The sequence below is a fragment of the Nostoc sp. genome, assembly GCF_036919615.1.
GTDB lineage: Bacteria > Cyanobacteriota > Cyanobacteriia > Cyanobacteriales > Nostocaceae > Nostoc.
Genome location: NZ_JBALCN010000088.1, coordinates 97,260 through 113,931, shown reverse-complemented (window position 1 = coordinate 113,931; position 16,672 = coordinate 97,260). Strand labels below are relative to the sequence as shown.

General features: G+C 39.8%; 10 protein-coding genes. All 10 read left to right on the top strand.

Going from position 1 to position 16,672, the window contains the following annotated elements:
- Positions 1 to 18 precede the first annotated feature (18 nt).
- On the top strand, positions 19 to 3,447 hold the full coding sequence (locus V7K48_RS24615; protein ID WP_335076246.1) for a helicase-related protein: 3,429 nt from the start codon (positions 19 to 21) through the stop codon (positions 3,445 to 3,447).
- Between the two features lie 294 nt (positions 3,448 to 3,741).
- Entirely contained in the window at positions 3,742 to 4,302 is a 561-nt protein-coding gene (locus V7K48_RS24610) for a Uma2 family endonuclease (protein ID WP_335076244.1), read from the top strand.
- Positions 4,303 to 5,144: 842 nt separating this feature from the next.
- Entirely contained in the window at positions 5,145 to 7,301 is a 2,157-nt protein-coding gene (locus tag V7K48_RS24605) for an Eco57I restriction-modification methylase domain-containing protein (RefSeq protein ID WP_335076242.1), read from the top strand.
- Positions 7,302 to 7,361: 60 nt separating this feature from the next.
- On the top strand, positions 7,362 to 8,636 hold the full coding sequence (locus V7K48_RS24600) for an Eco57I restriction-modification methylase domain-containing protein (protein ID WP_335076240.1): 1,275 nt from the start codon (positions 7,362 to 7,364) through the stop codon (positions 8,634 to 8,636).
- A gap of 155 nt (positions 8,637 to 8,791) precedes the next feature.
- Entirely contained in the window at positions 8,792 to 8,950 is a 159-nt protein-coding gene (locus V7K48_RS24595; protein WP_335076238.1) for a GAF domain-containing protein, read from the top strand.
- A gap of 166 nt (positions 8,951 to 9,116) precedes the next feature.
- Entirely contained in the window at positions 9,117 to 9,506 is a 390-nt protein-coding gene (locus V7K48_RS24590; RefSeq protein WP_335076236.1) for a VOC family protein, read from the top strand.
- Positions 9,507 to 10,296: 790 nt separating this feature from the next.
- Positions 10,297 to 12,036, top strand: coding sequence for a Dyp-type peroxidase (locus tag V7K48_RS24585; protein ID WP_335076233.1), 1,740 nt, complete (start codon positions 10,297 to 10,299; stop codon positions 12,034 to 12,036).
- Between the two features lie 233 nt (positions 12,037 to 12,269).
- Positions 12,270 to 13,457, top strand: coding sequence for a class I SAM-dependent methyltransferase (locus V7K48_RS24580; RefSeq protein ID WP_335076231.1), 1,188 nt, complete (start codon positions 12,270 to 12,272; stop codon positions 13,455 to 13,457).
- A gap of 362 nt (positions 13,458 to 13,819) precedes the next feature.
- Entirely contained in the window at positions 13,820 to 14,698 is an 879-nt protein-coding gene (locus V7K48_RS24575) for an NAD(P)-dependent oxidoreductase (RefSeq protein ID WP_335076229.1), read from the top strand.
- Positions 14,699 to 15,019: 321 nt separating this feature from the next.
- Entirely contained in the window at positions 15,020 to 16,546 is a 1,527-nt protein-coding gene (locus V7K48_RS24570; RefSeq protein ID WP_335076227.1) for a hypothetical protein, read from the top strand.
- Positions 16,547 to 16,672 lie beyond the last annotated feature (126 nt).

Here is a 16,672-nt window from a genome sequence, read left to right as displayed (position 1 = left end):
TTTATAGATTTTTGAGTAATGCCCCGGATTTTTGACAACATTGATTTACAACTGCTACTGATTTTGCGAGAAACTCTCAAAGTCTCTTATCGGGCAGATTTTTGCGTTGGCTACTTCAACCTCAGAGGTTGGCGAAGAATTGATGATTTGATTGAACAGTATATTGGTAGTGAAAAGGCTTGTTGCCGTTTGCTAATTGGGATGCAAAGCTTGCCCAGTGATGAAGTTCATGCGGCATTTACCCTTGTTAGTGGTGATGGACGGATTGACAACAGTACCATCATGCGGTTTAAAAAACGCATGGCATCAGAATTTCGCAAGCAGTTGACTATCGGTGCGCCAACTAATCAGGATGAAGCGGGGTTGCGGCGGTTAAGTCATCAGCTAAAAACTCAGAAACTAATTATTAAACTGTTTCTGCGTCATCCTCTCCACGCCAAGTTATATCTTGTGCATCGGAATGACCCCAACACTCCCACAGTGGGATTCTTGGGTAGTAGTAATTTAACCCTTCCAGGACTGGCGAAACAAGGGGAGTTAAATGTTGATATTTTAGATCACGATGCTTGCAATAAGCTGCAAAAGTGGTTTAGCGATCGCTGGCAAGATTACGGTTGTGTAGATATTTCCCAAGAACTAGCAGAAATTATTGATCAGAGTTGGGCGAGGCAAGAGTTAATCTCACCTTACTACATCTATTTAAAGATAGCTTACCACTTATCCCATGAAGCGATCGCCGGACTTTCAGAATTTCGTATCCCGCGCGAATTTAATAACTTATTTGACTTTCAAAAAGCCGCTGTGCAACTAGCAGCACGTCATGTAACTAGGCGTGGCGGCGTGTTAGTGGGCGATGTGGTTGGTTTGGGCAAAACTTTAGTTGGAACCGCCCTTGCCAAGATATTACAAGAAGATTGTTTTTTAGAAACACTGATTATTTGCCCAAAAAACTTGGTGCAAATGTGGCAAGAATATGTAAATAACTATCGGTTACTTGCCGAAGTTATGCCAATTAGTCAAGTACAAAATAAATTACCAAAACTCCGCCGTTACCGAGTTGTGTTAATTGATGAAAGTCATAACTTACGTAACCGCGAAGGTAAACGTTATCGAGCAATTACAGAATATATTGCAGCTAACGAAAGTAAATGTATTTTATTATCAGCTACTCCTTATAATAAGAGTTATCTTGACCTTTCTGCCCAACTGCGGCTATTTGTGCCAGAAGACGAAGATTTGGGATTAAGACCAGAAGCTTTAATTAATGAACTTGGTGGCAGTTCGGTAGGAGAATTAGAGTTTATTAGAAAGCATCAATGTTCTGTACGTTCTTTAGCTGCCTTTGAGAAAAGCGAACATCCTGATGACTGGCGAGAATTGATGAAGCGCTACATGGTGCGACGCACTCGCTCTTTTATTAAAGATAATTATGCCTACACAGATGAAACAGGGCGTAAATATTTAGAATTTTCTGATGGCAGACATTCTTATTTTCCCCAGCGTATACCTCGGAGTCTCAAGTTTCCTCTAGAAGGTACGGACACTGACTTTTATTCTCGTCTTTACTCTGAATCGGTAGTAGAAATAATCAATCAACTGAATTTACCTCGTTATGGGCTAGGAAATTATGTTATTGCTAAATCCATACAGCCGCCCACAGATACTGAACAACGCTTTATTAATAGTTTATTTCGTGGTGGTAGGAGGTTAATGGGTTTTTCTCGCACTAATTTGTTTAAACGTTTAGAAAGTAGTGGCGTTGTTTTCATTCAATCAATTGAACGTCACATTTTACGGAACTTCATTTATTTATATGCTCTAGAGCAAGGGCTTGATATTCCGATTGGAACTCAGGATGCTGAGTTATTAGATACAAGCAATAATGATGAAGATGCCGATTCTGTAGCAGCAGCCTTGTTTGATACAGAAATTGAAGAAGATGATTCTACTACTTCGCTGCAAGTAGAAAGAGAAGAAGTAACTCATTTTTATAATGCAGAAGAGAAGGTATCTAAAACAGAAAAAGTTTTTCGTCAAAGAGCAGAGTCAATTTACCAAGAATATATAACTCGATATCAACGACGATTTAAGTGGTTGCGTTCTACACTTTTTGATATTAAAAAACTGAAACGGGATTTATTAGAAGATGTCAAAGCACTGATTAATGTCCTGCAACAGTGTGGCGAGTGGAATCCTCAAAAGGATGAAAAACTTGCTGCTTTAATTAAACTGTTAACAATAACTCACCCCCAGGATAAAGTACTAATTTTCACCCAGTTTGCCGATACAGTCCGCTACCTTGCAGACAATTTGCAGTCGAGTCATATTACTAATGTGGCAGGGGTGACAGGTCAATCTAAAGACCCTACAGTAATGACAGGAAGATTTAGCCCTGTAAGTAATGGAAAACGGGAGCAAATTTCATCATCAAATGAGTTGCGGGTTTTAATAGCTACCGATGTTTTGAGTGAAGGTCATAATTTGCAAGACTGTGCAATTATCGTCAATTGGGATTTACCTTGGGCAATTATTCGCTTAATTCAACGCGCCGGACGAGTAGACCGTATTGGACAAAATGCTGACCAAATTCTCTGTTATTCTTTTTTACCAGCCGAGGGAGTAGAACGGATTATTAATTTACGGGGACGACTCCGCAAACGACTGCAAGAAAATGCTGAAGTGGTAGGAACTGATGAAGCATTTTTTGAAGATGATGATGCACGAGTAATTCTCGACCTCTACAACGAAAAATCTGGAGTTTTAGATGGTGAAGAAGATACAGAAGTTGACTTGACCTCAGAAGCATTTCAAATTTGGAAAAAAGCCACTGATGGTAATCCGGGCTTGAAAAAAACGATTGAAGAAATGCAAAATGTGGTTTATTCTACCCGCACCCATACTCCGCAACCTGTGCAACCGGAGGGGGTATTGCTTTATATGAAAACCACTGAGGGAAATGATTCTTTAATTTATGTTGACCGCGATGGAAATAGCGTTACTCAATCACAATTAGCAGTTCTTCGGGTGGCGGCGTGTGAAGAATCTACCCCAGCAATATCTAGAGACAAACAGCATCACGAGTTAGTAAAAAAGGGTGCCGAATTGATTGCTGAAGAAGAGAAAAATGCCGGCGGTCAATTGGGGCGACCATCAGGTGCAAGATTCCGCACCTATGAACGACTGAAGAGTTATGTTCAACAGATGAAGGGAACACTGTTTGTCAGTGAAGAACTTTTAAAAGCAATTGATGAGATTTACCGTTATCCTTTGCAACAGTCAGCCATTGATACTCTGAACCGCCAACTGAGAAGCGGCATTAATAATCAGCAGTTGGCTGAATTAGTAGTGGCGCTACGGATGGATGACCGTTTGTGTATTGTCACAGAAGAACTGGAGAAGCGAGAACCTCAAATTATTTGTTCTTTAGGATTATTTCAAGGTTCGTAAAAGTATCTTTTAAAGTTTGTAGTAAGGACTTTAGTCCTGATAATCTTTGTTTTTAGCGATGAATCACTTACTACGAATTAAGATTGTATAGCGTCTTTCGTTTGTATGCAATACACTCTAACCTTTCTCCAAACCTCTCTCCTAAAAGCAGAAAGGTTTGAATCTTACTCCCCTTCCCTTGTAGGGAAGGGGCTGGGGGTTAAGTCTGTATTAGACTCAACTTAGAACCGCTATATATTTAATTATGCCTATTTGCTTTCAAGATATAATGGAATTGTTTTAGGAGTAATTTTTATGGTTGTATTATCATCTAATCTTTCTTTAACAGAGTTTCTGCAATTACCAGAAACTAAACCAGCTAGTGAATATATTAATGAAAAAATCTACCAAAAACCAATGCCGCAGGGAAAACATAGCAGAATCCAAACTCGTTTATCAACCGAGATTAATCAGGTAAGTGAATCTGAGCAAAAAGCTTTAGCATTAACTGAATTACGCTGCACATTTGGGGGACGTTCTTTAGTTCCAGATATTGCTGTATTTGAGTGGTCACGGCTTCTTGTTGATGAAAATGGGGAAATTGTCAATAAATTTGAAATCTCTCCAGATTGGATAATTGAAATTCTATCACCTGATCAATTTCCTAACCGTGTAATTGATAAAATTATTTTTTGTATTAATCATGGTACAAAATTAGGCTGGTTTATTGACTCTAATGATAAATCAGTGATGGTATTTCAACCTAATAAATTGCCAGAAGTAAAATATAATAATGATAAATTGACTGTTCTTAATGTATTAGCAGATTGGCAAATTACGCCAGCAGATATATTTAGTTGGTTAAAGGTTAAATAGTAAGGTGTGTTATCGCGTAGCGTAACGCATCCTACAATAGACATCTCCAAAAATGAATCTAGAGACATAGCGCTGCTAAGTTTTTACAAGGGTTATGGATAACGCATACTGAACATTAAATTAGTTAAGCATATTCGTAGGTCGGGTTGAGGTTTTGCAAAACTCAACAAACTCCACAAAATGTTGGGTTTCGTCTCTCAATCCAATTTACGCAGGTTAAGGTTTTTAGTTTTAACTGAACCGCGAATGACCTTCGCTTGCGGAAAACACCGAAATTAGTAAGTAAACTGGGGTTTGAATAAGTCAAACGTCATTTTGCTTGCGGAAAACACCAAAATGAATAAGCAAACTGGAGTTTAAATAAGTCAAACGTCATTTTGCTTGCGGAAAACACCAAAATGAGTAAGCAAACTGGAGTTTGAATAAGTCAAACGTCATTTTGCTTGCGGAAAACACCAGAATGAGTAAGTCAAATGGCATTTTGAGTAAGTCAAAGGTCATTTTGAGAAAGCATTTCAGTATTTTGAGAAAGTAAACAGGCATTTTTATAAAGCAATTAGGTATTTTGATAAAGTAATCAGCAAATATACCTGACAATTAAAAATCACGGTTGCACAAACAAAGCCGACGCTCAAATAACTCAAAAAATTTTCGGTATAATCTCCCAAGCACAAAGAAAGATAAAGGATTTATAAAGGATCAAAAGCATGGTTAAAAATTTAACTCGTATAAATAGGGTTTCTTAAAGTCTGCGCTGACGGACTTAATTTTTAGAGCCACAGATTTATTTTCTGAGTGGCAAGTTTACCATGCTTTTTTTTACTCTTTAAGTATGGTAAATTATGCCACTTAATTTTCAACGAACACGCGATTTACTCTCTAATTTCCAATTCAGTGATTTATTTATAGAAGAATTAGGTTGGTCTAAACCTACAAGACAAAAACCTGTAACTTTAAAGATTGAGAATAAAACGTATCAATACCAGAGAATTACTGAACTTTCCGGAGTTGCAATCTTTGAAATCACCGCAACAGATGGGAAAATACCAGAGGCTAAAGTTAGAGTTGCTATTCATCAAGAAATTACTAAATTAATAAATGAAAATCTCCTAATTTTTATTACCCAAGAACGCACACGTAGTCTTTGGTATTGGGTTAAACGAGAAGGAAGTAAAAGCTACGTCCGTGACCATTTATATGTGAAAGGTCAACCAGGAGACTTATTTTTAAGTAAGCTTGGTTCTTTAGTTATTGATATTACTGAATTAGAACATGGGGAACCGACTGTTGTCGAAATTGCCTATAAACTAAAACACGGGTTTGATGTTGAGCCAGTAACTAAAAAGTTTTACAAGGAATTTCAAGAGCAACACCAGAAGTTTTTACTGTTTGTTAAAGGAATTGATAATGAGACAGATAGACGTTGGTACACATCGGTAATTCTCAATCGCCTGATGTTTGTTTATTTTCTCCAGCGTAAGGATTTTATTGATAACAAAGATTTAAATTATCTTCAAAATAAGCTAGAACAAAGCAAACAAAAAGCTGAAAATCATTTTTATGATGAGTTTCTCAAGGCTTTATTTTTTGAAAGCTTTGCAAAACCTGAGTTTGAACGCGATTCATCAGTACAAGAATTGGTAGGAAAAGTTAAATACTTGAATGGTGGACTATTTCTCAAGCATCACATTGAAGATAAATATGAGATTTCTATAGTTGACGAGGCGTTTGAGCAAGTTCTAGATTTATTTGGGCGTTATTCTTGGAATCTTGATGATACGCCGGAAGGTAAAGATGATGAAATTAACCCTGATGTTTTGGGTTATATTTTTGAAAAATACATTAATCAAAAAGCTTTTGGAGCCTATTATACAAGACCACAGATTACAGAATATCTCTGTGACAGAACTATCCACAAGTTAATTGTAGACCGCGTAAATGATGCGCTATCTGATAAGTATAAGCCATTTGAGGATATCAACGAACTTCTCATCAAACTAGATACAAACGTTTGTCGTCTACTAATGGAAGATATTCTTCCTAATTTATCAATTCTTGACCCAGCTTGCGGTTCGGGTGCTTTTCTTGTGGCAGCGATGAAAACGTTGATTTTTATATATGCTGCTGTTATTGGGACAATTGAATTACAGGGAGATCAAAAATTAAAGGACTGGTTAAAAACTGAAAAAACTGAGCATCTTTCCATAGAATATTTTATCAGAAAGCGCATTATTAGGGATAACCTCTATGGTATAGATATCATGGAGGAAGCAACGGAAATTGCTAAACTGCGTCTTTTCTTAGCGTTGGTTTCTTCTGCTCATAATGTTGAAGAATTAGAGCCATTGCCTAATATTGATTTTAATATTATGGCGGGAAATTCGTTGATTGGACTGATTAAGGTAGATGACACCGCTTTTGATACTGTAGGAAATACTAAACAAGGTAATTTATTACAGCGTCTCACAGCAGATAATTACAAGGCTATTTTAGAAGAAAAGAATAAATCTATTGAACTTTATAAAAAACACGCTTTTATTCCTGGTGATGAAAAACTTCCTGGTGGAGAACTGGGAACACATCAAGATGCAAGGTTGTTGAACTTACGTAAATCTATTGACAACCTTAATAAAGAATCACAAAAAAAGTTAAATCTTTTATTATTGGATGAGTTTAGTCAAAAGCTGGGCATAAAATACGAGGAAGTTCAGTTAACTGGAAAATCACAGAAGCGTGTATTGAAGGTTGAAGATATTGCAGCCTTGAAGCCGTTTCACTGGGGTTATCATTTTGACAAAGTTTTAGAACGTGGCGGTTTTGATGCAATTATCACTAATCCACCTTGGGAAATATTTAAGCCACAAGCTAAAGAGTTCTTTGCACAGCATAATGAACTTGTGACGAAGAACAAGATGGATATCAAGGATTTTGAGAAAGAGCAGACTAAACTATTACAAAATCCAATAATTGCAAGTACTTGGTTAGAATATCAAAGTTAATATCCTTATGTCAGCGCTTATTATCGCTCATCTGAACAGTATAAAAATCAAATTTCTGTAGTGAATGGTAAAAAAGCAGGTACAGATATTAATCTGTATAAGCTGTTTACAGAACAATGTTTTAATCTTTTGCGTTCAGGCGGTGAATGCGGAATTGTAATTCCTAGTGGGATTTACACTGATTTGGGAACTAAGCAACTGCGAGAGATGTTGTTTAGTCAAACTAAAGTGACTGGTTTATTCTGTCTTGAGAATCGTAAAATAATTTTTGAAGAGGTTGATAGCCGTTTTAAGTTTGTTGTCCTTACCTTTGAAAAAGATAGTACAACAACAGAATTTCCATCTGCTTTTATGCGTTTGGATCTACAAGAACTTCAAATGTTTCCTAGTGAGGATAGCTTGCAGATTAGCGTGGATATGGTGCGTCAACTTTCGCCTGACTCACTATCTGTGATGGAGTTTAAGAATGGGGTAGATATCCGTATAGCTGAGAAAATGGGTAAGTTTCCCTTACTGGGTGAAAAGATTGAAAATAAGTGGAACTTAGTATTATGCAACGAATTTCACATGACAAATGATAGCAATTTATTCTATATAAACCAAGATGCTGGGAGGCTACCATTATTTGAAGGCAAAATGATTCATCAATTCACGCATCAATGGGGTAAACCTCACTATTGGATAGATGAAGCAGAAGCCCGGAAAGCATTATCTAAAAAACAAGGAGATACTGGGCAAAGATTAAATTATCAAAAATATAGACTTGCTTTTCGAGAAATAGCTAGAAATACTGATATTCGTACAGTGATTACTACTTTACTTCCTCCAAACGTTTTTGCTAATCATAAGTTATTTTTAAGTAATTTGAATAATATTAGTCTTATTAATTATCAGGAACTTTTATATACTTGTGGATTATTAAACTCTTTTGTATTTGACTTTATGGCTCGACAACGAGTCACCACATCAATTTCAATGTTTATTGTCTACCAACTACCTATCCCACGACTAACAAAAAACGATCGCTACTTCAACGATATTGTACAACGCGCCGCCAAACTCATCTGCACCACACCAGAGTTTGACGAACTCGCGCAAGAAGTTGGTCTAGGTTCCCATCAACAAGGCGTTACCGACGAAACGGAACGCGCCACACTCCGTGCCGAACTCGATGGAATGGTAGCACACCTTTACGGCTTAACCGAAGATGAATTTAGCTACATCCTCACGACATTTCCGATTGTTAATGCAACCCTTAAAGAAGCAGCATTATCAGCTTACCGTATCTTTGCCCCAATGTTTGCAGACTCAGAAAAATTAGCATTAATTCAGTAAGGCGAGAGTGATAAACTCAAATTGATATCTACTGCACCTGGAAATTTGCAGTAAAACAAACAAGATAAAGCAATGGAACATGAAATCGTAAAAACCATTGCTGCCTTTTTGAATACTAATGGCCAAGCATGAAGGTTTTTAACCATATTAGCTGATTGGCAGAACGGGTAAAAGCGATCGCTAATATTGAATTAAAGCCAATCCAGCTTTATCATCAAGATTTTCTCCGCAATTTGCAGATTCGCACCAACTTTGTTGTACCAATTTTGATATTTAGAGAACTATGGGGATTGCTAGTAGCGCATCACTGTTAAGGGCCTGATTATTAGGTCGTCATCAGATATGGAAATAATGCAAATAGGGGCACAAATAGCAACAGTTCGTAACATTTTGGATTAAGCTACTGTGTATTCAAATCGAATACAGTGAAGTAGCAAAGATCCTCGCCAGCACTGATTTTTCTAAGAAGGAGAAAAAACTGTGAAATTTGGTTACACGCTCATCTGGGTAGACGATGTAGTTAAAACCGTTGAGTTTTACGAAAAAGCCTTTGGTCTAGTTCGTCGCACTCTCCAGGATAAGGGGCAATCTATCTGGGCTGAAATTGAAACCGGAAACACTACACTAGCTTTCTCCTCCAGTAGCGAGGCACAGAAGTTATTTCCTGGCGGCTTCCATCCCAACGATGCCACACAACCACCGCCATTAATTCAGATATCATTTATCACACCTGATGTTGGCAGCGCCTATATGAGAGCAATCGGGGCAGGCGCAAAAACATTAGATGCTCCTAAAACCCAGTCTGGGGGACAAACTATTGCTCGTGTCCGCGATCCCAATGGCGTACTTGTATCTTTGGTGAGTGGCTAGGTAACAAATTTCCTTGGACGCGATTAATTGGGCTGACGTTGGCGTAGCCCGTCGTAGACATCGCGATCACTTGGGCGAAAATCAATACCTAAGAAACTATTTATAAAGTAAATCAAAAGTTAGGGTGTGTTACGGCTTTAACCTAACGCACTGTGTTTTGTAGCGGTGTGTTAGGCGCTTTAATTATGATTTTTGTGACAAATCATATTTAAATATGCGTCTAACACAACCTACAGGAATTTTATTTTTACTTGATAAATAACCCCTGATTTTCTTACAGACTCAGGACTTACGCACGGGTCATGGAAGAACGTAGACGCATTCGCGTAGTGTCTCGTAGAGAAGGGGCTTGCCGCAGGCTACCACAGAGACACAGAGTACATGGAGGAATAAGAGTTTGAGAGGTTTTTTGCGTAAGTCCTAAGACTAAAGCTTTTATCAAAATTTAATTTATACAACTGAGAGCCGAATGCTGGCAATTACAAACTACTATATTGTTAAACTTACTTATTAAATTCAAATTATTTTTCTTTAATTTTGCTTGTCACAGGGCTGGGCAGATATACAAAACCCTTGCTGGATACCGCGCCTACCATTTGTGACCAGATTTAAAATATGTATAATTTATTTATGCAACGCAATCTTCCTAACCATGAAGTATAGGTAGACTTGCTGCATAATTCTTTTACCTGCCTCCGATAAGTTAATACAGGTTCCCATCAGGGATACCTGATTTCATCTTTCCATTCTGGAATAGCCAATAGGCTTTCTTATAAACAGGACTTTGATTATGACACAACAAATAATTCGTGAAGCACCTGCTCCTGAGCCGTTAGAAGGTCAACAGACAAAGGCATTCTCCGCCGTCCCAGCGCCTGATGAGCCTATTCTCAATGTCAATAACATTCAAGGCAATATTCTAGGTGGGTTCAATAAAGACTACCAGGCGCTCTTGTTCCTTGAAATTGAAAATCCAAATGCTTTCAAGCAGTGGCTTGAGTCACAGATCAACTTCATTGCCACCGCCTCAGAAGTGATTGCCTTCAACCGCCTATTCAAGTCCAGCAAACAACGACAAGGCCGCGAAGGCACTGTTAAGGCAACCTGGGTGAATATAGCTTTCTCTTTTGAGGGACTGAAGAAACTAACCAAAGATGCTGACTCATTTACAGATGCATCCTTTAAAGCTGGGCTAGCAGCACGGGCTGTTGATCTGAACGACCCGGTGGACAAGGATGGCAAGCCTATTGGCTGGGTTGTGGGTGGACCGAATAATGGCAAAGTTGATGTGCTTTTCATCATTGCCAGCGACGATCGCACGGACTTGCTGGAAGAAGTTTCGCGGATCTTAGAAAGCGTTGTGGCATTTACAGACGGGAAAGGCAACGCAAAAAGCAGCGGAGCCAGAATTACTTTCTTTGAAGAGGGAGCCGACTTACCCCCACCCCTGTCTGGACATGAGCATTTCGGCAACCTGGATGGAGTATCACAACCTGGTATTCGTGGCAGGGTTTCTGAGAATCCCAAAGAACTTCTCACCCCCAGGCAGAACCCAGAGAATCCAAACCAGGGCAAACCAGGACAGGATCTTCTGTGGCCAGGAGAGTTTGTTTTTGGCTATGAGGAGCAGAACAATGATGCTCTGAAGTTGGAAGATAGCAAAGGTAAGGTTGTTTCAGCAGGACTACACTGGGCTAATGATGGCTCTTACCTTGTATTCCGGCGATTGCGTCAAGATGTGTACAAGTTTCACAAATTTTTGAACAATACTGCTGCTAACCTAGACACCGACCCTCAAAAGGTGAGCGCAAAGCTGATTGGTCGCTGGCCTAGTGGCGCTCCCACTGTCCGCACGCCCGAAAAAGATGCCCCAAGTTTAGGTAATGATGACAATGCCAACAATGATTTTGAATTTAACGGTGACGATCCACCCGATGGAAAATTCTTTAAAAATGACGTAGTTCCACCTTCTGCCGATGCAACAGGTCTGCGCTGCCCGTTTATTGCCCACACGCGCAAGACTTATCCACGCAACGACAAAACACCAGGAGGTGGAGGCCCAGGGCCCAAAGAGATTGACCGCAGTGAAGTAACCACTCAAACACACCGCTTGCTCCGTCGCGGCATTCCTTATGGCCCAGTGTCTCCTTCGACGCCAAACAATCCGCTACAAGATCCGAACTTTGTTGATCGTGGTCTCCACTTTTTGGCTTATCAGACCTCGATTGAAGACCAGTTTGAGTTTGTAACCAGATTCTGGGCTAACAATCCAACCTTCAGTGAACCGGCTGCTACCAATCACAAGGTTGACGGCAAACTACCCCTTGGTCACGATCCAATTATTGGTCAAAGTGAAAATAACAAACCAAATGGCGATCGCACACGCAAGTTCTTTATCCACCTTGAGGATGACCAAGGTCAACCTGTAAATAAGGAGTTGACTGCACCTGAAGATTGGGTGATTCCTACTGGTGGCGGCTACTTCTTTGCACCATCGATTTCTGCTTTGAAAGAAGTACTAATAAAGTAAGGATATAAGGTAGATAGATGCTGAACCATTTTGTGGCGTTGCATTGAGCGGCGATGACATGGAACTGCAAACTTCCCAAGTTTTGTCTGTCAATGAATGCCAGCGCTTATGCCACAGTGGTCGATATTATGGGGTTTGTAGACCGTTAGGGAAATTATGAATTATGAATTTTGTTTTGCATCATTCATAATTCATTTATTTTCTCAACACCCTAATCTCAAACCTTAAATTTTATGGATTCAAATCCAGCATTGTGTGCAGCGATCGCAAATCACATTACTACCAGTCCTCAGCAGCGAATTACTTTTGCCCAATTCATGGATATGGTATTATACCATCCCGAATACGGCTACTATTCCAGCGATGCAGTCAAAATTGGCTTTAAAGGTGGTGATTTTTTCACCTCTGGTAACCTCTGTGCTGACTTTGGTGAGTTACTAGCAGAACAATTTTTCCAAATGTGGGAAATTTTAGGGCAACCTGTACCCTTTTCTCTGGTAGAAATGGGAGCAGGTCAAGGACTGCTGGCATTGTATATCCTTGAATATCATCAGCTACGCTACCCAGATTTTTTTACTGCACTGGAGTACATCATTGTTGAAAAGTCGCCAACTTTAAGACAAGAACAGCAGCAACGCTTGCAAGATTTACCCGTGCGTTGGTGCAATTTAGAGGAGATACCATCTAATGCGATCGCTGGCTGCTTTTTTTCTAATGAGTTAGTAGATGCCTTCCCCGTGCATCAATTCATCCTGGAGACAGGAGAACTGCGAGAAATTTATGTGACAACAGACAAGAATGAGAAACAAACCAATGCCTCATGCCCATCATTTGTAGAAGTCACAGGAGAACCTTCAACGCCCCAACTGGCTGAATATTTAGACTTAGTGGAAATCGACTTTACCCAAAGTGGATATCCAGATGGCTACCGCAGTGAAATTAATTTAGCTGCTTTAGACTGGTTGAGTATAGTAGCAGACCGCTTGCAGCGCGGCTATGTGTTAACAATTGATTATGGCTACCCCGCCAGTCGTTACTACAATCCCAGGCGATCGCAAGGAACGCTACAGTGCTATTATCATCACCGTTTCCATGACAACCCTTATATTAATATTGGGCGACAAGATATCACTGCCCATGTTGACTTTACGGCTTTGGAACGCTGGGGTGAGAAGTGTAATTTAAAAAATGTTGGTTTTATCCAACAAGGATTATTTTTGATGACGTTGGGGTTAGGCGATCGCATTGCTACCCTTTCTGATCAACAGCAACCCCTCTCACAGTTACTACAGCGGCGGGACGCACTACACCAGCTTATAGATCCCACAGGACTGGGCGGCTTTGGAGTCTTAGTTCAGAGCAAAGGTCTAGACAAGACAGAAATTTCTCAACCACTAAAAGGATTGACGCTGCCTGAGTAAATGTAAAGAAAGAAAAGTTAAAACTCTATTTAAGAATGCATTGTCAGTCTGATTTAGACTAGCATAACAGTGATTACTGTAAAGTTAAACACACTCTCAAAGTAATAATTATGTCCACTCATGACCTGCTAATGTTAGCAACACTACTTACCCCTGGTATTTTACTTTCAGTGATAATTATGGTGACTTTTGCCGCTGGTGGTTGATTGCCAGAGTTAGGAAATAGGGAGTGGGGAGTAGGAAACTGGGATTTGGGATTGTATCTTAATTCTCATGTAACTACTTCCCAACTAATTTGAATCAAACAATGCAAAGGCGATGTCCACGATGGGCTGTGACGCTGTATTAAAGGAACGTGAAAAATGAAGGTGGCATTTCTGGGAACTGGACTGATGGGACTACCAATGGCTCAAAGGTTATTAGCCGCAGATATACAGCTAGTTGCCTACAATCGCACCCCAGAAAAATTAGCGCCACTACAAGCATCTGGGGCTGAAATTGTCACACATCCCCGCCACGCCATTCGTGCTGCTGAGTGCATAATCCTCATGCTTACTAATGCCCCAGCGATTTATAATGTGTTGCTTTCTGACACTGCTTGGCAAACTCTGGAAGGGCGCACTATCATCCAAATGGGAACAATTACTCCCACAGAAAGCCAGGAAATTAGAGATGCAGTTGTTGCGGGTGGTGGTGAATATTTAGAAGCACCCGTATTAGGGAGTATCCCGGAAGCAAAAGCTGGCAAGTTGAGTGTTATGGTAGGGGCAGAGGCAGAACAATATCAACGCCATTTAAAGTTACTCCAAAATTTTGGGACAGAACCTTTACTTATAGGCCCTGTGGGATCTGCGGCGGCGCTCAAATTGGCACTAAATCAATTAATAGCTTCCCTAACAACTAGCTTTGCTCTGAGTCTAGCTTTTGTCCAGCGTCAGGGTGTCGATGTGGATGTGTTTATGCAAATATTGCGCGACAGTTCACTCTACGCACCTACTTTTGACACAAAGCTACAACGGATGTTGGATAGCAATTATGCTGATCCGAATTTCCCCACAAAACACTTGCTCAAAGATACAGAATTGTTTATCTCTGAAGCGAAATCTCAGAGTTTGGATCTCAGCAGTATTAAAGGTGTACGGCAAATCTTGCAAACAGCCGTGAAAATGTCGTTTGCTGATGATGATTACTCATCACTATTTTCTGTAATTAAGGAATGGGGAGAAGCGATCGGCGAATAAAGAGTTTAAGCTCATCCTAGGCCTGAAGGCAGTAGGATTTTGCATTTCACCAAGTGTGAACTTACGATTGGGAAGTTCTGAATATATTGATCCTGTTGCTCAATACGATGGGTTAAACCCCCCATCCCTAAAACCTCGGTAAGAGCGTTGCTTTCTCGCCCTGCAATAAATTGCAGATTAATAGCTCCTGTGCGTTAAAATTCACTGAAATTAAAGAAATTAAGATGGATTGTGGGTGATAGGTTAGTATCATATAGTTTAAAAATCAGGATTTCCGCCTTGGTACTTCCACGCAAAAAACTATAACTATAAAGGCAGTAAATGAAACTCTTTACAATTGGTGATAGTATTTCTCAAGGCTTTATGTCTTTGGCAGCCGCCCGGACAGACCTTTGTTTTTCAACTTTGATTGCTAAGTCAATGGGGCTAAAAGTTGGTGCTGAATATCTGTATCCGGAATGGTTAATGGGCGGATTACCAGCCAATATTGAGAAGATTTTACGGCGTTTGGAAAAAAAATATGGCTCAGATATCAACGCTTTAGATTGGCTGACCATATTGCCAACTCTTGAGGGTGTACTTGATGAAGCTGAAGATTACTATGAACGGCTAGGAGGTAGTGCTGAGGAGCGTTATCCAGGAGGAATTGACTTCTTTCACAATGTAGCAATTCAGGGCTTTGATATTGCTGATTCTTGGATGATCACACCTAATGTTTGCAAGTATCAAATTAAACTTAGTAACGACAAAGGAGAGGGTAAGCCTGGTTTTTTGGCTCTGCCCAATGCTGCCTTCTATCGAACTGCACTTAAAGTTCTCAACCCGTCTTTAAATCCTATTTATGACAACTATAGCCAACTTGATTGGTTGAAGCACCATCATACAAATGCTCCAGAGGGAGTTGAGAATTTAATTCTCTGGTTAGGAGCAAACAATGCGCTTGGAACTGTAATCAGTTTAGAAATTAATCAAACTCCCAATGACCTAGATCAGATTCTCATAAACCCAAGTCAAAAGCCCGAATCATTCCGTGAGGTCAGAGAAAAATGGAATCTGTGGCATCCTAAGGATTTCGAGGCTGAATATCAACAATTGCTTGATCGGGTTGATACAATCATGCAAAGTAACAGCAACCCTGATTGGAATGTCTTCATTGGAACAATACCGCTTGTAACTATTGCGCCATTGGCAAAAGGCGTAGGTTCAACTACTGAAATTGATGTGCCGGGAGAAGAGAAACCTTCAGTTTACTACAAATACTACACTTATTTTCCCTTTGAAGAAGATACAGTTAGAGAAACCGGAACCCTATATCTGACGCTACAAGATACCCTCTACATTGATGACTGTATTCGCACATACAACAAAGTAATCAGAAAACTGGTCGATAGTAAGAACAATCAGTATCCGCAACCACGCTATCACATTGTTGATCTTGCCAATGCCTTACAACAAATCGCCTTCAAGCGAAATGCTGGACAGGTGCAGTATGAATTCCCAGAATACTTCAAGTTTGTCTATCCCCAAGTCAACACTAAATACTATCACGCAGACACTACTGGACGACTACGACAAGGTGGACTATTTAGTTTGGATGGCATTCATCCGTCTGCCATCGGTCAAGGGCTAATTGCTTATGAATTTCTCAAAAAGATGAAAGAAGTTGGAGTTGCTAATAGCACCGAACTAGATTGGAAGTCGATCTTTTCCAGCGATCAACTTTATTCCCAACCTATTACTTTGATGCATGAGTTTTACGATAATAGAGAATTTGCTCAAACCATCATCAAGCTGTTCGGCAGAAATCCACTCGCCAGAAACCCAGCTATGACAAGAAGATTTGGTTAAGCTAAGAAGCTTAATCCTACATTGCCTGATAAAATTCGCCGTTGGCGCTACATCCTCGCTTTGAAAAGTCGAGATTTTGCGGCCTATGGGAATGTCTCATAAATAGGACTTACGCACACTCTACGA